Raw genomic sequence first — 18158 nt, 5'->3', positions numbered from 1 at the left:
CATTCACGCTGGCAACAAGCAACACCATATTTCATGCGCCCCTTTCCCATCGCCCTGGCCTTCCTTTTTCTCCTCACCAGTCAGGTACTGGCGGCATCATCGACGACACCGATGCGGGTGGTCTTTCCCTATATTCCCCTGATGGCAGAAAGCAGCACCCAGGGCGTTTTCGTCGATATGTATACGGAAATAGCAGCGCGGTCAGGCTTGGAGATCACGATAGAAATACTGCCGGTACGGCGCGCCGTTCAAGGCTTTAAGGGCGGCGTATATGACGCCCTGGGGGCTTTTCCGTCGCTTGCACAAATTCCGGTCTCGCTGGCATCCGTGCCGTTTTATCGTCGCGAAAACCTGATTTTTTACCGTTCAGAGGCCTTTGGACCAAGCGGCGTTGATAAGCTGGAAGATCTCGACGGCAGACGGGTCGGACTATCGGCCTATCACTATCCCGACTTTATTGTCGACCGTAAGGAACTCGGTCTGGAGCGTGTGCCAGATGACGAGTTCTTGTTGCGAATGATCGCAAGTGACCGCCTTGATGCCGCCATCATCGAACATTTTTCGGGTCTCTATCTGCTAGAGTCACTCGCTCTGGAAGACACCATCTCCATCGCGGACAATCCAGTCACGACTGAAAATGTCCTGACCCTTTTCAAAGCTGATCGTGCCGGCATCGAAAACCGCAAGGCCTTTAACAAGGCGATCTATGAAATGCTGTGCGACGGGACGTTGGCAAAACTGTTTGGCCGCGTGAGCCTTCTGCCCGACCAGGCGATCATCGAACGCGAATTGCCACCCAGTGCCATCATCAAGGACTGCAATCCCAGAAGTGCTTTTCTGCGCGACTGATCGCCAAAGCCGAAGAAAATCTTTGAATTCCTGTTGGCTCGCACCAACATGGATGTATGGGGTGCCTGCAAAAGCTTACAAACAAGGTCTTCCAGCTAAGGGACCGCAATGTCACAACGTCTTGCAATCATTGCTTTGATCGCCATTGGCTTGGTTGGCAGTCTGCCCCATTCGGGCAAAGCTGAGACAGTTAGAGTGGTGTTTCCGTATGTACCAAGCTTTATCGAAAGCCCTGACGAGGGTCTGATTATTGAAGTCTACAAAGCAGTCGCACAGCACTCCGGGCAAGATATCGAGATTGAAGTACTGCCGGTACGCCGCGCGTTGAAGGACTTTGCCCAAGGGTCTTTTGACGTATTTGGCGCTTTTCCGTCACTTGCCCCTGTCCCACCATCCCTGGCGTCTGTCCCCTACGTACTCCGAGCCAATGTGGTCTTCTATAAACCGGCAAAGTTTTATGCCAGTGTAGAGGATCTGAGCGACCTTGCCGGAAGACGGGTCGGCCTTTCTGCCTATCTTTACCCGGCTTTCATTACAGACCATCCTGACATTGAATATGAGCGCGTACCAGATGATCTCACGCTTTTCAGAATGCTGGCGAGTAACCGCATAGATGCGGCCATTATCGGGCGTGTCGGCGGCATGCGCATGCGCACCCAACTCGGCCTTGAAAACGTCATCGCCAACAGCAGCGTCGCGATCAGCAGCGAAAACATATTCGCGCTGTTTGCGGCAAACCGCTCTGGCATCGTCAATCATCAGAAGTTCAATCAGGCGATCTATGACATGCTCTGCAACGGTACGTTGGCCGCCATTCTGCGTGACCCGGAACTCGTACCGGATGTGAGCATCGTTGAACGCGACATCCCGCCAGCAGAGCGTTCCGAGAGCTGTGAGCCGCAGCGTATCAGCCTGATACCTTGATCTTGGTCTTGGTCTTGATCCTGATCACAGAGATTTATGGATCATTTTAACCACAACAGGGCGCGCTGCCATCGCAACGCGCCCTGTATTGTCGTTTCCTGCTAACAGGCCCTAGCCCTTCACAACGATATTGACCAGTTTTGGGGTCGGCTTGGCGACATAGATCACCTTGACGATCTCCTTGCCGTCAAGATGGCGGGCAACGTTGTCATCCGCCTTGGCAAGCGCCTCGACCGTTGCCTGATCGGCATCGGCTGCGACCATGACAGAGCCACGCTTCTTGCCATTGACCTGAACCGGGACTTCAAATTCATCATCCTTGGCTTTCTCGGCATCGAATGCCGGCCAGTCGAACTTGATCACCGATTTCTTGGCAGCAAACTCGTCTGCGGCCATCCGGCTCATCAACTCTTCGCCCAGATGCGGGGCAAACGGCGCAACCATCAGCGCCAATGCCTTGGCATGATCATCATGCACGGCATTCTGCTTGGTCAGCGCATTGGTCAGTTCGATGAGGGCTGCAATCGCCGTGTTATGGCGAAGGTCGGCCACGTCCTTGGTCACCTTGGCGATGGTTTTATGCAGAAGCGTTTCGATCTTGCCATCAACGTTATCGGTGCGTTCCATCTGGGTCGTGACTTTCCAGACGTTGGAAAGGAAGCGCATCATGCCGACAATCGCATCTGACTGCCAAGGTTTGGAGCTATCAAGCGGCCCCATATACATCTCGTACGTTCTGAACGTATCGATGGTGTATTGGTCGCAGATTTCCTCGGGCGGGATACCGTTTTTATAACGCTTGCCCATCTTGCCCGGCACCGTGATCAACTGTTCATCGGTCTTGGCATTAAACGGAACCTTCTTGCCATCGACATCGCGCATTTCAACATCATGGATGTCGACATAAACACCGCGCGCATCGGTATAGGCATCGGCCGTAATCATGCCCTGGTTAAACAGCTTCTGGAACGGTTCCGGCGTTGCGACATAGCCAAGGTCAAACAGGACTTTATGCCAGAAACGCGAATACAGAAGATGCAGCACCGCATGCTCCGCACCGCCAACATAAAGGTCAACCGCACCCGGAAGCGCATCGCCATTCGCATCCGTGCTGCTCGCCCAGTAGGCCGCCGCATCATCAGATGCAAACTTGGCATCATTCTTGGCATCGAAATAGCGCAGATAATACCAGCAAGACCCGGCCCAGTTCGGCATGGAGTTGGCATCACGTTTGAACGCGCGCACCTCATACTCCGCCCCGTCATGGGCGTATGTTGAACCGACTTCGGCCTCAACCGGCAGGACCGATCCATCGGCAAGGACGATGCCTGTGACTTCCATCCAGTCCTTGGCACGTGCCAGCGGCGGTTCCGGTTCGGAATTCGGGTCTTCGTTGGATTTCGGTTTGAAATCGGTCATTTCCGGCAAAACAACCGGAAGGGCGGCGTCGGCAATGCCGTGCACCTGATCGGTCTCAACGTCGAACAGAACCGGGAACGGCTCCCCCCAATAGCGCTGACGCGAGAACAGCCAGTCACGCAGTTTGTACTGCACGCGACCACGGCCAATCCCCTTGGCTTCCATCCATTCGATGATCTTTGCCTTGGCATCCGGGGTCGAAAGCCCGTTGAGCGACACCTCGTCATTGGCGGAATTGATCGTCTCGCCAACCTCAACCTGGGCCAGTTTAAAGGCGCCAGGCTCTGCCTCATAGCGCGCAAGCAGCGTTGCAGCATCGGCATCGACGGCATCTGCCGGGGCGTTGTCTTTAAGCCACGCATCGGACGGCTTGGTGGTTGCCTTGATCGGCAGATCGAATTTATGGGCAAATTCAAAGTCGCGCTGATCACCAGCCGGAACTGCCATGATCGCGCCGGTGCCATAGCCCATCAGGACATAATCGGCAATCCAGACCGGGATTTCTTCGCCAGTGACCGGGTTGGTCGCATGTGCGCCAATGAACACACCGGTCTTTTCACGCTCGGCATCATCCTTGGCCGAGACGGCCTTAAGCTCGGACGCCTGCGCGCGATAAGCGGCAACGTCGGCCTTCTTGTCTTCGGCCACCAGCTTATCAACAAGCGGATGCTCCGGTGCCAGCACCATATAGGTCGCGCCAAAGATGGTATCCGGGCGGGTGGTATAGACCGCGATCTTGTCATCCGCGCCATCGGACAGCTTGACCGGGAAATTCACCCGCGCACCGACAGAACGGCCGATCCAGCCCTTCTGCATCTCGACCACGCCATTCGGCCAGTCCAGCCCTTCAAGATCGGCCACCAGACGGTCGGCATAATCGGTAATGCGCAACATCCACTGTTTCAGCGGGCGTTTATAAACCGGGTAATCCCCACGTTCGGACTTGCCTTCGTTGGTGACTTCCTCGTTCGACAGAACCGTGCCCAGCATCGGGCACCAGTTGACCGGCACTTCATCGACATAGGCCAGACGCCCGCGATCAATCGCGCGATCAATATCTTTGCCTTCGGCCTTCGTACCTTCGCCAATGACCGATTTCGGCTGCGGCACGCCATCTTCGTCCAGCAGCCATTCACCACTTTCCAAAAGCGGGCGCAGCTCGGCAATCGGGCGCGCACGACCACTGATCACCTGCCCCTGCGGGCCTTTCCATTCAACCGTGGGGTCATAGAAGCTGTTAAACAGCTGCAGGAAGATCCATTGCGTCCATTTGTAATAGTCAATATCGGTCGTGGCGAAACGACGATGCGGATCATGGCCAAGGCCGATGACCTGAAGCTGACGCAGCATGTTTTCAATATTGGCTTCGGTCGTGATGCGCGGATGCTGACCGGTCTGAATTGCGAACTGCTCTGCCGGCAGGCCAAAGGCATCAAAGCCCATGGAATGCAGAACGTTCTTGCCGCGCATGCGCTCGAACCGTGCCTTTACATCGGTCGCGATATAGCCCAGCGGATGCCCGATATGCAGGCCAACCCCGCTTGGGTATGGGAACATGTCCAGGATGACGCTTTTCTTTTTGCTTGCGTCGAAATCGGCATCGCCGGGATTTGGCGTGCGATAGGTATCGTTTTCCCGCCAATATGCCTGCCAGCGCTTTTCAAATTCCTGCGCACTTTCCTGATAGTTCGCCACGCTCAATCAACTCCTGCCTATCGGGCTGAGGCGCCGGCCCAAGGCCGCGCCAGCAAAACCCGAATGGGTTTAAACATAAACTTATGCAGTGTTCATAAGCGCGCTTTGATCGACGTGCAACATCAGATCGCGACAAATCCGGCGAAAATCCGACGATTTTTACCAACATCGACTGTCCATCCTGAACCGCACGGCATGCAATCCTGTTCACAGCGAACCACCAACCCTGACCTGATCCGAACAACAACACTGGATTTTTGCGCCTTTCCATGCCATATTACACGGTGAAATTCGCCAAGTGGTTGTTTGCGCACACAATGACCGTGCGATACTGCTTGCAAACGTGCTGATTGTCAGCACCGTGCTTAACGCATTCCGTCCAGGGAGGACGTTTATGGATATCACCATTGGTGGTCTGTCATCCCAACAATCCGGGGCATCTGGTCGCTCGGCGCAATCCTATTTGCCGGGCCAAAGTGATTCTGAGAAAACCGGAAACAATGGCGCATCTGCATTTGCATCTGCGACGTCTGTTTCGCTTTCATCTGAATCCGCCGTCCGCCTGTCGGCCGACAATATCGTTGCTGCGATCAATGAAAGCCTGCAATCAACCGGCCTGTCGATCCAGGGCGTTGATCCGAACCACTTCACGCCAGAAGCCGTCGCAGACCGTATTCTTGCCCGTGTCGGCGATCTGATTGCATCCAACGCAAGTTCAGAGGCCGAAGCCCGCGAGATTTTCGATCAGGCCAGCGAAGGCATTCAGGCCGGTCTTGAAGATGCGCGTGAAATCCTTGATGGATTGGGCGCACTCAATGACGAAATCAACGGCAATATCTCCGAGACCGAAGACCGCCTCAATGAAGGCCTGCAAAGCATCGAGCAGCGCCTGACCGAGCTTTATAACAGCAGCGCGTCAGAAGAAGCGGGTGAGGCAGCAACGCCGGAACGCGATGAACAGGTCCTGCAATCGCAGGTCACCCAGACCGCACAGGCAAGCCAAGCCTACGCCGAAGCTGGCAGCAATGCCCAGCGCAACACCCCGCGTTACGGCACTAACGGCTGATCATAGTTCCGGTCTAGGCCAAGATATCGAAAGCAGTGGCAGGGTTTTCTGCTACTGCTTTTTTTGTGTTTGCCGACGATTTTATACACAGATGCCAGACAGAAAAAACTTTGAGGTTTTTACAAACCATCAAACTCTATTAACAGTTGCGTCGCGATCAAACATATCGTAAATTCCTCATACTAATCGCTCAAGTAGAGCGACTTGACAGTGGCTTTGGCCCTGTTTTCAGGTTCAGGTAGGAACAACGATGGCTTTGAACATCATCTCAAACTATGCGGCGAACCTTGCGCATCGCAATCTGACAGCGTCAGATGCGGCGGCGACCCGTTCGCTTGCCAAGCTTTCCTCGGGAATGCGGGTTGTATCGGCGCGCGATGATGCGGCCTCGATGGCGATTGGGGCCCGGCTCCGCGCCACCGCAGAAGCCTTGAAGACCGCAGCCGTGAATGTCGGGCAGGCCAATTCGATGTTACAGATTGCCGATGGCGGCATGGCAACCATCGATGACATTCTGGTACGCATGAAAACCCTTGCGGTGCAGGCATCGTCCGGCAACCTTTCCGATACCGAGCGCGGCTTTCTCAATGATGAATTCACGCAGCTCCGTGACGAGGTTAATCGGATTTCATCCTCGACCAATTTCAATGGCATTCAGCTTCTGGGCGATGGCGGCGATGTATCGCTTAATTATGCCGAGTTTGCCACTGGTGGTGCGGCTGAAGCGCTGAGCCCGGCCAACGGTTTTGACCGGTTCGCGATCACCGACAACAACTACTGGGCGACCGACGCCAATGATAACGGTGTCACGGATAACTCTTTCCTGGTCAATCTGGAGAAGATGGGAACGACCGTCATCCTGACGATTTCCGCCCTGATTGACGGGGCCACGGACCGCACCCAGTCGCTCGACATTACCGATTATGGCACGGGTGGTTCACAGGTGCTTAGCCCCGGCGACGGATTAACCCTTGATTTTGATGAACTCGGGCTCAGCCTTGATCTGAATTCGAACATCAGTGGCATCATTGCAGACACCATCACCCTTGGCTCGAACGGCGCGGGTGCGGATGGTCAGGCGACGACCCAGGTTATCGGCTTTGGCAATAATGTCGAAATGAGTGCGGATAACGGTCAGAAGCTTGCCGATGATATCTCTTTCCAGGTCGGTGCAGGCAATACATCAAATGACCGGCTTTCGGTTTCCTTCCAGTCGGTCGACAGCGCCACGCTTGGCACAGGTGCAACCGGCTCGGCCGAAAGCCTTGAGGATCTTGGCACCAATGCCATCGCCACTGCGGCAAACGCCCAGGACGCGGTTGAGGCTGTCACCCGTGCGATTGATGATTTGCAGCGCGCACGCGCCAATGTCGGCACCTATCAGAACCGCTTGGATTTCGCGGGGCAAAATCTTTCGACTATGATCGAGAATATCGAAAATGCCCGCTCCACCCTGCTTGACCTCGACGTGGCGTCGGAAATGACCAACTTCACCTCGAAACAAATTCTGGTTCAGTCAGGTATTGCCATGCTGGCACAGGCCCAGCAGATGCCACAAAACCTGTTGCGCTTGCTGCAAGGTTAAAACTGCTGACCAGCCAGACTTCCAAGCCCTGCGAAGCATCGCAGGGCTCTTTGGTTTTGCACCTGTATACGCCGACTTAACGTGACAGGTGGCTTTTCAACGGCCGTGTCCTCCCCGACAGGGGCTTGCTTTTTTCCAAAGAAACCACCCGCAGAAAATAGAATTTCAAACCCCTCCTTTGGCATAGGAGACTAAAAGATAGCTATCTTTCAATGACTTGTTAATGAGTCATTTCTAATATTATCTGTTGCAATTTCATATTTATCTAATTAAGATTTTTCTCAGATGACCTCACGTAGAGGTCCCTAAACGCCGCCACCGTTTTTTTGCTTGTTCAGGTAGGAACTGCTACATGGCGTCAAATATCATATCCAATCATGCGGCGAACCTTGCTCACCGCAATCTCGCACGCGCCGAGGAAGCGACGAACAGATCGCTTGCCAAGCTGGCATCGGGAAAGCGCGTAGTATCTGCACGCGATGATGCCACTTCTTTGGCCATCGGCGCGCGCCTGAATTCGACGGCCTCGGCGATTACATCCGGGATTGTCAATATCGGTCACGGCAACTCCATGCTGCAAATCGCCGATGGTGGCATGGCCACCATTGATGGCGTGCTGGTGCGCATGAAAACGCTGGCCGTTCAGTCCGCATCAGAACACCTCTCGGACTCCGAACGGGGTTTTCTCAATGACGAATTCATCGAGTTACGCAACGAGATCAATCGCATTGCATCCTCGACCAATTTCAACGGCATCCAGTTGTTGGGCGATGGCAGTGATGTCTCGCTTGATTATTCGGATTTGAAAACGGGTGGCAGCGCCAATGCGCTTTCCCATGCCAATGGCTTTTCCAATTTTACCATTACCAAGGACAATTATTGGGCGGGCGATGACACCGGTGACGGACTTGGTGACAACCAGCTTCGACTTGATCTGATCAAGATTGGCGACAGGGTCATGCTCAGTGCTGCGGCTGAAATTGATGGCGCCTCAGTGGATCGAAGCCAAAGCATCGATATCACCGATTACGCAACCGGCGGCACCAAGGCGCTTGAAGTCAGCGAAAAACTGTCGCTTGATTTCGACAATGTCGGGGTGAAAGTTGATCTGAACTTCAATATCGGCAGCACGATCGCAAACGCCCTGACGCAAGGATCTGACGGTGCGGGGGCGGATGGCTCCACCACGACACAGCTGTTTGGGTCCACCCCGGTATTCTCGGTGCTTGAGGATCAGGGCACCAAACTGTCTGACCGGGTTTACCTGCAGGTCGGCGGCGGCAACACCGCCAGTGACCAGGTTTCGATTTCGATGACGGCTGTCGATGCTGCTGCCCTTGGTGCGGGTGCAAATGGCACCGAAAAAAGCCTTGATGATCTTGGCAAGGATGCCATTACCACATCGGTCAAGGCGCGCAAGGCACTCGATACCATCACGCGCGCCATTGATGACATCCAGCGGGCCCGCACGAATATCGGCGCCAATCAGAACCGTCTCGACGTTGCCGGCTCCAACCTTGCTGCGACACTTGAAAATGTCAAAGACGCACGCTCCAGCTTGCTTGATCTGGATATTGCCGCAGAGCTGACCAACCAGGCCTCCAACCAAATCCTGACCCAAACAAGCGTTGCAATGCTCGGGCGCATCAGTGAAATGCGCCAGAACCTGTTACGCCTGCTGGAAGGTTGAAGAGCCGCCGTCTAGCGCGCGTAGGGAGCCCCGCGCAATGGCGCGCGGGGCTTTTCGTCTGCATTGCACTGCAAAACACCCTTTAAAGCATGCCATGTTTGCGTCTATGGTCATTGCCAAACCCAAAGGGAAGCAGACCGACCATGACCACGCCATCACCCGACAAGACATCCGAGACTTGGCAAAACCTTTCGACCGACTGGATTACCTGGGCCGAACGGCTTGCCCCAGCAGCTGAAAAAATCAATCGGCATATGATTGAGGCCGCCGATCTTGAAGGCCTTTCGGCAAAGCGTCACGGTGCTCCGCTTGACGTTCTCGATCTGGCATCCGGGGTCGGTGAGCCGGCCTTTTCCTTTGCCCGTGCCCTTGGCGGTGGCAGTGCAGAAGACCGGGTCAACATTCCCGGTGTATCGGGCAAGGTGACCGCGTCCGACATCGTACCAGACATGTGCGATGCCCTTGTCGAACGCGCCCTGGAAGAAGACATTTCCAACATTACGGCCGTTCCGGCCAATATGGAAAAGCTGCCCTTTGAGGACCAGTCCTTTGATGTCGTGTCCTGTCGCTTTGGCGTGATGTTTTGCGATGATCCCGATCAGGCCCTGCGTGAGGCTTTCCGCGTTCTGCGCCCCGGCGGCAAGGCGGTTTTCATGGTTTGGGCCCCCTTGGTGGACAATCCACTTTTTGCGGCGATGGACGCAGTTCTGGGCAATATCCTTGGCATCGGGTTCGATGCAGCCGGGCTTGATCCGTTTGGCTTTGGCGATGTCGATCATGCCACTGATCGCCTGAAAAAGGCCGGTTTCAGCGATGTCACCGATACCAGCCACAGCCCGGCCGGTCGTATTCCCGAAACCGCCCCCTTCTGGAAGCCGCAGATGGACATGCTGTTTGGCAATGTCCTGCGCAATTCGTCGGATATGGAAGTCGGCGCGATCAATGCCGCGATGTTTGAAACGCTGGCCCCTTATATCGAAGACGGCCATTTTCAGGTCCCGATTTGTTTTCATGTACTTAGCGGAACACGCGCCTGACCAGACACCTTGCCTGATCGCGGATTTCCGTAAAAAACCAAGCAATCCTGCGCGTCACGCATGGCCGCATGCGTGGATTTTTGCTTGCGTTTTGAAGACCGCCATGGCAAACCGCGCAGCCTTGGAAGGATGCCCCTTCCCCTGTCGTAGCACCAGGTTAAAAACACGAGAGACTAAACATCATGAAGACGATTGTCGTCTGCTCTGGCGGGTTGGATTCCGTAACCCTGGCCTATAAGGTCGCGTCCGAGCACAAACTGCATTCCCTTATTTCATTTGATTATGGCCAACGCCATAAAAAGGAACTCGATTTCGCTGCCCGAGCCGCGCGCAATCTTGGTGTGAAACATCACATCGTTGATCTGACCCCGGTGGGCGCCCTTCTGGGCGGATCGTCGCTGACCAGCGATGATATTGATGTTCCCAATGGCCATTACGCCGAAGAAACCATGCGCGTCACGGTCGTGCCCAACCGCAATGCCATCATGCTGTCGGTGGCCTTTGGGGCCGCGGCCAGTGCCGGGGCCGATGCGGTTGCAACGGCTGTCCATGGCGGGGATCATTTCATCTATCCCGATTGCCGTCCGGATTTCATCAATGCGTTTCAGGCCATGCAGAACCATGCCCTTGAAGGGGTAAAGGACGTCAAGCTGTATACGCCATTTGTCACTGTCTCAAAGGCCGATATCGCGCTTGAAGCCGGGCGTCTTGGCGTGCCGGTCGATCTGACATGGTCGTGCTACAAGGGCGGGGAAACCCATTGCGGACGGTGCGGCACCTGTGTCGAACGGCGCGAGGCACTTGAACTGGCCCGCGTCAAGGACCCCACCGTCTATGTCGATCGCGATTACTGGAAACAGGCCCGTGCCGATCATATGGCACGCAAGTTTGCCAAAGGCGAAAACAGCGCCGCCGGAGCCACCAACGCGGCCGAGTAATCCCACACAGCCCAAACACCAAACCGCATGCGCGGCGCTGACGCCCGGTCGTCCGGCAGCCTGCCTGTGCGCGTGATTTTGATGAAAGACCAAATGATGTTCACCATCACCAAACAATTCGCCTTTTCCGCCAGCCATCAACTGAGCGGCCTTGACGAAAACCACCCGTGTGCGCGCCTGCATGGCCACAACTATATTGTCGAGGTGGAACTTAAGGCCGCCAAACTTGATGAACGCGGCTTTGTGCGCGATTACCGCGAACTGGGGCCACTTAAAAGTCTGATCGATGACGAGTTTGATCACCGTCATCTCAATGATGTTCTGGGCCACGACCACCCCACCGCCGAACAACTTGCGCTGTTTTTCTATGACTGGGCGCATGATCGCTGGCCGGAAGTCTCGGCCGTGCGCGTGTCGGAAACCCCGAAAACCTGGGCGGAATATCGTCCATGACCGCAGTTGATCGTCATTTGGCGGGCCTGTCGGACAACCGCGATAAAATCCGCATTTCGGAAATCTTTGGCCCGACCGTGCAAGGCGAAGGTGCGCTGATCGGCATGCCGACCGTGTTTGTCCGCACCGGCGGCTGCGATTTCCGCTGTTCCTGGTGCGACACGCTTTATGCGGTTGATCCGGCCTTTCGCGCGGATTGGAAACCCATGTCCGCGACCGAGGTTTTGGACGCGGTCAAACAGCTTTCCGGTGGCAAACCGATCCTGATCACGCTTTCGGGCGGCAATCCTGCGATCCAGCCGTTGGGTGCGCTGATTGCGATGGGCACGCAAGAAGGGTTTACCTTCGCGATCGAGACCCAGGGCAGCATCGCCAAGGACTGGTTTGCCGATCTGAATTTCCTGACGATCAGCCCAAAGCCGCCCAGTTCCGAAACCAGTTTTGATAAGGATGCCCTTGCGGCCTGCATTGATGCCGCGCAGGCCAACGGCATGCTGAACGGCCCGGCGATTACCCTGAAATTCCCGATCCGCGATGAAAACGACCTGATGTTTGCCGATTATGTGAGGAACCTTCACATTGGCATTCCGGTCTGTTTGCAACCGGTCAACACCACACCCGCCGAACCGCATCCGGATGGTGCAGACGGTGTTGATATCGACGGCCTGACGGAACGCTATCGCTGGCTGGTGGATGAAGTCGCCAAACGCAAATGGTTTGATGTGCGGGTTCTGCCGCAATGGCATGTACATGTCTGGGGCAATCTGCGCGGGGTATAAAGCGTAGATGCTAGCAGCAAATCAAGAAAACTACTTTAGGTTAATAAATTTCTCATATTAGAATCTTTTGGTTGATAAACTCCCCTCCTGGTTGTATAACAACAACCTGAATTATCGGGGGATAAGCAACATGTCGTTCAAATCACTTGTGATCTTGGCAGTACTAGTCGGCGCTATTGGATTTTCCGCCAGCATCGGCGTTTCATTTGCAGCGGGGCCATGTAACCCGTCTGCGCAAAAATGCATCTGATATAAGAAGATCAGCTGCCATGAATGAGCAGTTGTTATATTGGCTTATTGTCGGGGCAGGTGCATTCACACTTTTGGTTGAAGCCTATCGTAGCTTCAACTCCCCTAATGGTAGACACCCATTTGAGCTGCACCCGATTTTGCAGCAAGTGGAAGCGCGGACGCTGTGCACCAACGGCGAAATCATCGCTGGATTTCTTTGCTACGCCACGATGTATCTCGTGCTTTATGCCGCAATTCTCGGCTCCGCAGAGGTATACACTCTTGTATCGCTTGCGGCCGGTGCTCAAACGACCGTTGGCGCAATTCCCACCCCCGAAGAACATGACTTCTACGGAAAGCCAATCTTCGTTTCTGCTTTGCTCATATCTTTTCTTTCGCTCGGACCGGTCAAACCGATAGAGCGTACGATGCGCAGCTTTGCCCATCGTTTGGCAGGCATACCACGCGGCGTGTATCGGGTTATCGAGACTCTACATGCATTTCCATTCGAAAAGCACTGCTCGCAGATGGCAACGCCCTTATGCAGCAAATTTGAAAAGAAGCTTACCGCCTTAAAAGATCAACAAAACGCATTTCTTCACATCGCGGAGATAAAAAGCTCTCTGCTTGCAATTGACTGCCTCGCAATGGCGACGAGAACCGACAGCCGAACACTATACTTTCCAATGCACCGTATGTCTCAGCTGACCGAGTTACTCAAGACCTTAGAAGAAGAACACCATGAACTAAGCAAGGCGATCGATGCTCTACCCGAACATACGTCAAATTCGCAATCGGCCATGACCGATGACGAACAACAGGCATATGTTGATTTTGCAAGAAAGGCCGCGATTACACGGGAAAACACGATGGCGCTATTTTCCGTGATGTTTGTAAGAAACAATCGGTCAATCTTCAGCGTCCAGCAGGTTATTCGCGACCGTGAAAGCTCACGTGATAACTCCAACCCTATAGAAGTGATAAAGGAGTTTATCCAAGGAACCTACAACGCAGAGCAGAACGCGTTTGCATTGGCATTCCTTGTCGCCATCTGCCTTGGTTTCTTATCCATCGTTTCGACGTATTTTGTCTGGGCCAAGATAATTGATGTTTTTAGCAACCAGCAAATTTATCCAAGTGTCGAACTAGCATTGGAGGCAGCGACCTGGGACAGCATTCGTTCCGCAGCCGTGATTTTTTCCAGCGTTCTATTCGTGATCTATGCACGCGAAGTTCGTGTCGAACAGCAGTCGTGGAACACAAACTGGAAATTACATCACTTTCCATTTCTGCGCATCCTCAGCCTGTCTTTGTTTTCCGGTGTCGCGGCCATATTCTCGAGCGCATTTATTGACATCGCCAATCTTGCCTTTGATGTCGACTTCCAACTGACCACAACGCAAATAACATTTCATTTTCAACAATTTAGTACGTTTTATTTTCTGCAGTTTGGCGCAGGTGTGATTCTGGCATTTGCAGCTTTGGTGATCATGGACAAACATGACCACCTTCATTCCAAATGGACGATCACAATAGCCGTGTTGTTCATGGCACTTTATTGCGTGTACATGTTCGGTGTGAACTTTGTCGCATATGACGAGGCTTGGACCCACAAGTCTGCCCGGGATGCCATAATATTCTGCATTGTGCCGTTCATATTCCTGACTATGTTTGCCGGATTGCTTGAGCTAAGCGAAGGGCCAGAGACACCGAAACCGAATCCTGCAGGGGGATAACAAATCATGTCGAGATGCTTCTGGCTGATTTGCATTAGCCTTCTGACATTTGTTTCTGCGGCTGGGCCTTCTGTATCCAAAGCACAAACAAGTTCCTCGCAGGCTACAAGCGATTGCAAAGGCAAAAAGCTCTGCATCGGGGTTCGAAGTCACGCGCGACCATTCTCCTTCAAGCCTGAATCTGGGTCCGAAATCATAACAGATGGAACCCACGGCCCGCTCGCGCGCAAGGGGTATACCGGATATATGGTGCGCATCTGCGATGCCGCCCTTAAGGAAATGACCTTAAACATCGGTGACGACGAAGAAATACTCGCCTACTCGGACATCGGTGTGGTCGATATTGACACCCGAATTGAGACTGGCAAAAAGAACGTAACCTTCGAAACGACACCGGGTCTTGATGGGTCAAGACTGAGCTATCTTGGTCAGGACTTCGATATTCTGTGTGATCCAGCAACGATCACAAATGATCGCCGTTCGGATTTCACAGTATCCGCCCCGCTTTTCCTGACAGGTGTCAGCTACATAACTCTGGCTGGCGAAAACAGATCCGGCGCGCCACTCACGGCATGTAGCACAGATCACAACCTTATCGGCGTGGTCAAAGGTACCAACACCAGTTATGCCATCCAGGCGCTGGCCAACACCAACGAGCTCCCCTCGTACAAAAAAGAAATCAACACCTACCTGAACGGGAGCGAGGTGTGTACGAGAACACTTTCTATCTATCAGACTTTTAAGAATGACGAACAAGCTGCGAAGGCTTTGTGCGAGGGTAAAGTAGCGTACATTGCTGATCCCTCAGAAGAACTTCAAAAAGAGATTACAAACTCCGACAACTGCATCGAGCCAACCAGTGCTAAATACGCTAAATACTTAGTCAATGCCAGCAACGCAATACAAAGTCGAAATAATCAACCCTGCCACCGAAGGTATCCACTGGTCGGAATTGTCGTTGCTGAAAAAGACCCTGCCTCCAAGACAGAGGCCCGAATTAAAGAAGCCCAAATTCCTTCACCGGCAGCAAACGGCCAAAAATCAACTTTAACCGGAAAAGAGACCTGCAAACCTGACCAGCCACTTGTGCGGTCATTTAACAATCATAAAGAAGCAGCAAAGGCATTTTGCCAGGGCGAGATATTCTATTATGTCGGAGATTTGGAAATTATCACTGCAAATGCGCAAGCTGTCGCAGGCTGCAACTATGAAAACGGCAGCCAGACTTATACAACCGACAGGTATGCAATTTTCGGCAAAACAATTGAACAAAATAAATCCGGGGTAAAAATTCAGGATCCAGAGAGACGCCTGAGAGTTGCACAATTCTTTGAAATTTTATCACGAAAAACTGTCTTCACACCGTCGATCCTTGATGCCGCATTTGAGAGTACTTTTCATGGGCGGGATCCCAGCGAGAGACTCGCAGATTTTTATGAAAGCATCCGCGGCACATATTCCACACGCTAGCACTAACAGCTACGCAGAAATTCACTTCAGTCCCATCCGTTTCTGATAAAACTGCGTTTTTCTCCGAGCCTTCCCGTGCAAAGCTTCTGCAATCAGCACACTGTTGATTTGCGACTGATGTGAAAAAGACGCTTTTGGCTTGAAGACTTCCGCTCTCTTTGAAATAGCGCCCTCTTGTGAAAGCACTGACGAAAACCTCCCAGAAGAAACAGGCTGGGAATAATGGATGTCCATGTCTGGGGTAATCTGCGCGGGGTTTGAACATCTGGGCCGTTATGACATCATGCCAGAAAATATATTTTATCCCAAATAGGTGATCCTTTTCATGGGGATCGGGGTTTTCCCGAAAAAACAAGGCATTGGCGCGTTTGCTATTCCATCGGGGACATACCATTTTCAATATGGAGGCGTGCTTTGCGCCCCGTATGGAAAGTACACATCATGTCATTTCGCAGTTTTTCTGAAACACAAGCGAACTCGGTAAAGACCAAGCCAGCCAAACCGCTGGCCGGCGCACCTGATGAACAAACCCCACTTTCACAGCCTGACAAGTCCCAGGCCGAAAACGCTCCCGCACCAAAGCAAGGGGCGAATGACTGACCATGGCACTGGCGGGGGGATTTCCCCTCCGTCATGTTCTGTTGGGAGACATGCGGGTTTTGACCAACAGATCTTAAAGGAGCTTTCGCCATGACCATTTCGCGCACGACACACAAGACAGTGACCTTCGTCCATCCGTTCCATTTGGACGGGTTTGACGGTACTTTCCCGTCAGGAAGCTATGGCGTCGATACGACAGAAGAACTGATCGAGAGCATTTCCTTTAATGCCTACCGGCGCGTTTCGACCGAGCTGCATGTTCAGGTCAAAGTACGCGGCATAATGGTTGAGCAGACGCTGAATGTTAAACCCGACGTTCTCGATGCCGCCCTTGATCGCGACCAACGGAATTTGACCGACGCAACGGTGTAAACTATTTTTTACACACCCCCCTCTGTCCGCTTGGGTGTTTCCCATCCCGATTTGCACTTCTTTAACAACATTACTATGTAATAAAGGTCGGCTGTTTCTTGCACATCAAGCAAGACAGAACGCATTTTCAAGAAGGGCGCATGCCCGCAAACGCACATGACGACTGCTCGCTAAAAGACAAAATCTTGCAAGACGGCCGGGACCAAGCGCAACGATGATTTCTTGCGTCCAATTTTCCGGTTGTTTGAAGGAGCCATGATCATGAGCATTACCCGCACAACCCATCGCACGGTGACGTTCTTTCATCCGTTCCATCTGCCAGGTCATGCCGGGTTGCTTGCCCCTGGCGAGTATGAAGTCGACACCTTTGAAAAGCTTGATCCCGATGCGGCGACCCGCAGCTATATCAAGCTTGAATGTAACGTGCATCTCTGGGCAAAACAGGACCTGACCGACGGCATCGAAGCGTTGAAAGTCGATCCGCAAGTCCTTGAAGCCGCGCTTGCGCTTGATTCAGATCCACTGCGCGAGGATGAACGCAACCAAATGATCAAATCCTTTGGTGGTCGACCGACAGATACCGCCGCCTGAGAGGATTTCAACACCTGCCTTACGGCAAAGAGATCAGCGCGATCAACCGTCCCTGATCCTGAAAGAGCTTGATGCCTTCGCACACCGGTACCGCCAAAAGAAACCAGCAGGCATCGCGCAGGGTCACAAGAAACAAATGCGGTTTTACAACCAGATCTTTTGCATCGCGCCACTTCATCAGGTTGGGGCCAAATCGCGGCACGGTCTGGCGATAGTCATCAAAAGACGCATCAAACCGCGCGGCAAGCATCGTTTCTTCATGCGCGACAACGCCGCGAAACACCAGCCAGCATCCAAGGGCAAACAAGCCTGCAATCACAAGACTGCCCGTCTGCGCCCCTGCCCCAAAGGCCCCGATGAAGCTAAACACATAAAGCGGATTGCGGCTGATTGAATAGGGACCAAGCGTGACGAGCGAGGTCTTTTTGCGCCCACCGATATAAAGCGCGCACCAGCTCCGCCCGACAATGCAGACCATGATGGCAATGATTCCAAGGGCCTCGATACTGTCATGCCATTGACTGGAGCGATCAAACCCCGCGCGGGCAAAACATACCAACCCCAACAACACCCCCGCCCCGACACGAAGTGTGCGTTTGCGACGGCGTTGAACCCGTTGCAAACGATCAGGATCCGCAACGCCCGAGGCTGTTTTGCAAGATGAACCGGTTGGGTATGTCTGGTGCTGATACATGGTCGCCTCCGTTGATAAAGAGGCCCCCA

At 53.5% G+C, this 18158-nt stretch carries 15 protein-coding genes; 13 read left to right on the top strand and 2 right to left on the bottom strand.

Translation table 11 applies throughout. From position 1 onward, the window contains the following. Positions 1–33 precede the first annotated feature (33 nt). Together HED22_RS14675 and HED22_RS14670 are read left to right on the top strand one after the other, a co-directional pair. A complete protein-coding gene (locus HED22_RS14675; protein WP_167723551.1) occupies positions 34–849 on the top strand; it encodes an ABC transporter substrate-binding protein in 816 nt (271 codons plus the stop codon). A 108-nt stretch (positions 850–957) separates the two neighbouring features. Further along, positions 958–1773 (top strand): ABC transporter substrate-binding protein, encoded by an 816-nt coding sequence (locus HED22_RS14670; protein ID WP_167723549.1) that lies wholly within the window; start codon positions 958–960, stop codon positions 1771–1773. Between the two features lie 111 nt (positions 1774–1884). Here HED22_RS14670 and HED22_RS14665 read toward each other — a convergent pair whose 3' ends face one another. Beyond that, positions 1885–4887: a leucine--tRNA ligase gene (locus tag HED22_RS14665; protein WP_167723547.1), complete on the bottom strand. Its 3003-nt coding sequence runs from the start codon at positions 4885–4887 to the stop codon at positions 1885–1887. Positions 4888–5281: 394 nt separating this feature from the next. On the opposite strand from HED22_RS14665, the gene HED22_RS14660 reads away from it, so the two are divergent. From HED22_RS14660 to HED22_RS14610, 11 genes are all read left to right on the top strand, one after another. Further along, positions 5282–5953 (top strand): DUF5610 domain-containing protein, encoded by a 672-nt coding sequence (locus HED22_RS14660; protein WP_167723545.1) that lies wholly within the window; start codon positions 5282–5284, stop codon positions 5951–5953. Between the two features lie 250 nt (positions 5954–6203). Further along, positions 6204–7538 (top strand): flagellin, encoded by a 1335-nt coding sequence (locus tag HED22_RS14655; protein ID WP_167723543.1) that lies wholly within the window; start codon positions 6204–6206, stop codon positions 7536–7538. A 352-nt stretch (positions 7539–7890) separates the two neighbouring features. Further along, positions 7891–9228: a flagellin gene (locus HED22_RS14650; RefSeq protein WP_167723541.1), complete on the top strand. Its 1338-nt coding sequence runs from the start codon at positions 7891–7893 to the stop codon at positions 9226–9228. Between the two features lie 143 nt (positions 9229–9371). Beyond that, the gene (locus tag HED22_RS14645; protein ID WP_167723539.1) at positions 9372–10265 is read left to right on the top strand and encodes a class I SAM-dependent methyltransferase; all 894 of its coding nucleotides are present in this window, start codon (positions 9372–9374) and stop codon (positions 10263–10265) included. Positions 10266–10447: 182 nt separating this feature from the next. Further along, a complete protein-coding gene (gene queC, locus HED22_RS14640; protein WP_167723537.1) occupies positions 10448–11203 on the top strand; it encodes a 7-cyano-7-deazaguanine synthase QueC in 756 nt (251 codons plus the stop codon). A 93-nt stretch (positions 11204–11296) separates the two neighbouring features. Beyond that, complete coding sequence (gene queD, locus HED22_RS14635; RefSeq protein ID WP_254870068.1) at positions 11297–11656, top strand: 6-carboxytetrahydropterin synthase QueD; 360 nt, start codon at positions 11297–11299, stop codon at positions 11654–11656. Beyond that, positions 11653–12435 (top strand): 7-carboxy-7-deazaguanine synthase QueE, encoded by a 783-nt coding sequence (queE, locus tag HED22_RS14630; RefSeq protein ID WP_167723535.1) that lies wholly within the window; start codon positions 11653–11655, stop codon positions 12433–12435. Before queD ends, queE begins: the two co-directional genes overlap by 4 nt. Positions 12436–12704: 269 nt before the next feature. Beyond that, positions 12705–14402 carry a hypothetical protein gene (locus tag HED22_RS14625; protein WP_167723533.1) on the top strand — a complete coding sequence of 566 codons (1698 nt, stop codon included), beginning with the start codon at positions 12705–12707 and terminating at the stop codon, positions 14400–14402. 6 nt (positions 14403–14408) lie between these two features. Continuing rightward, complete coding sequence (locus tag HED22_RS14620; protein WP_167723531.1) at positions 14409–15872, top strand: transporter substrate-binding domain-containing protein; 1464 nt, start codon at positions 14409–14411, stop codon at positions 15870–15872. Positions 15873–16562: 690 nt separating this feature from the next. After that, the gene (locus HED22_RS14615) at positions 16563–16844 is read left to right on the top strand and encodes a hypothetical protein (RefSeq protein WP_167723528.1); all 282 of its coding nucleotides are present in this window, start codon (positions 16563–16565) and stop codon (positions 16842–16844) included. A gap of 261 nt (positions 16845–17105) precedes the next feature. Next, entirely contained in the window at positions 17106–17435 is a 330-nt protein-coding gene (locus tag HED22_RS14610) for a hypothetical protein (protein WP_167723526.1), read from the top strand. Between the two features lie 19 nt (positions 17436–17454). Here HED22_RS14610 and HED22_RS14605 read toward each other — a convergent pair whose 3' ends face one another. Further along, on the bottom strand, positions 17455–18129 hold the full coding sequence (locus HED22_RS14605; RefSeq protein ID WP_167723524.1) for an isoprenylcysteine carboxylmethyltransferase family protein: 675 nt from the start codon (positions 18127–18129) through the stop codon (positions 17455–17457). Between the last annotated feature and the right edge of the window lie 29 nt (positions 18130–18158).

Source organism: Thalassospira sp. HF15, assembly GCF_011806525.1.
Taxonomy (GTDB): domain Bacteria; phylum Pseudomonadota; class Alphaproteobacteria; order Rhodospirillales; family Thalassospiraceae; genus Thalassospira.
This window is presented reverse-complemented; position numbering and strand designations above follow the sequence as displayed.

Excerpts from the sequence above, each read along its gene's own strand:
- HED22_RS14660 (WP_167723545.1), top strand. The coding sequence starts at position 5,282 with ATGGATATCACCATTGGTGGTCTGTCATCCCAACAATCCGGGGCATCT.
- HED22_RS14655 (WP_167723543.1), top strand. The coding sequence starts at position 6,204 with ATGGCTTTGAACATCATCTCAAACTATGCGGCGAACCTTGCGCATCGC.
- queD (WP_254870068.1), top strand. The coding sequence starts at position 11,297 with ATGATGTTCACCATCACCAAACAATTCGCCTTTTCCGCCAGCCATCAA.
- HED22_RS14650 (WP_167723541.1), top strand. The coding sequence starts at position 7,891 with ATGGCGTCAAATATCATATCCAATCATGCGGCGAACCTTGCTCACCGC.
- HED22_RS14605 (WP_167723524.1), bottom strand. The coding sequence starts at position 18,129 with ATGTATCAGCACCAGACATACCCAACCGGTTCATCTTGCAAAACAGCC.
- HED22_RS14670 (WP_167723549.1), top strand. The coding sequence starts at position 958 with ATGTCACAACGTCTTGCAATCATTGCTTTGATCGCCATTGGCTTGGTT.
- HED22_RS14610 (WP_167723526.1), top strand. The coding sequence starts at position 17,106 with ATGAGCATTACCCGCACAACCCATCGCACGGTGACGTTCTTTCATCCG.
- HED22_RS14615 (WP_167723528.1), top strand. The coding sequence starts at position 16,563 with ATGACCATTTCGCGCACGACACACAAGACAGTGACCTTCGTCCATCCG.
- HED22_RS14645 (WP_167723539.1), top strand. The coding sequence starts at position 9,372 with ATGACCACGCCATCACCCGACAAGACATCCGAGACTTGGCAAAACCTT.
- queC (WP_167723537.1), top strand. The coding sequence starts at position 10,448 with ATGAAGACGATTGTCGTCTGCTCTGGCGGGTTGGATTCCGTAACCCTG.
- HED22_RS14620 (WP_167723531.1), top strand. The coding sequence starts at position 14,409 with ATGTCGAGATGCTTCTGGCTGATTTGCATTAGCCTTCTGACATTTGTT.
- queE (WP_167723535.1), top strand. The coding sequence starts at position 11,653 with ATGACCGCAGTTGATCGTCATTTGGCGGGCCTGTCGGACAACCGCGAT.
- HED22_RS14675 (WP_167723551.1), top strand. The coding sequence starts at position 34 with ATGCGCCCCTTTCCCATCGCCCTGGCCTTCCTTTTTCTCCTCACCAGT.
- HED22_RS14625 (WP_167723533.1), top strand. The coding sequence starts at position 12,705 with ATGAATGAGCAGTTGTTATATTGGCTTATTGTCGGGGCAGGTGCATTC.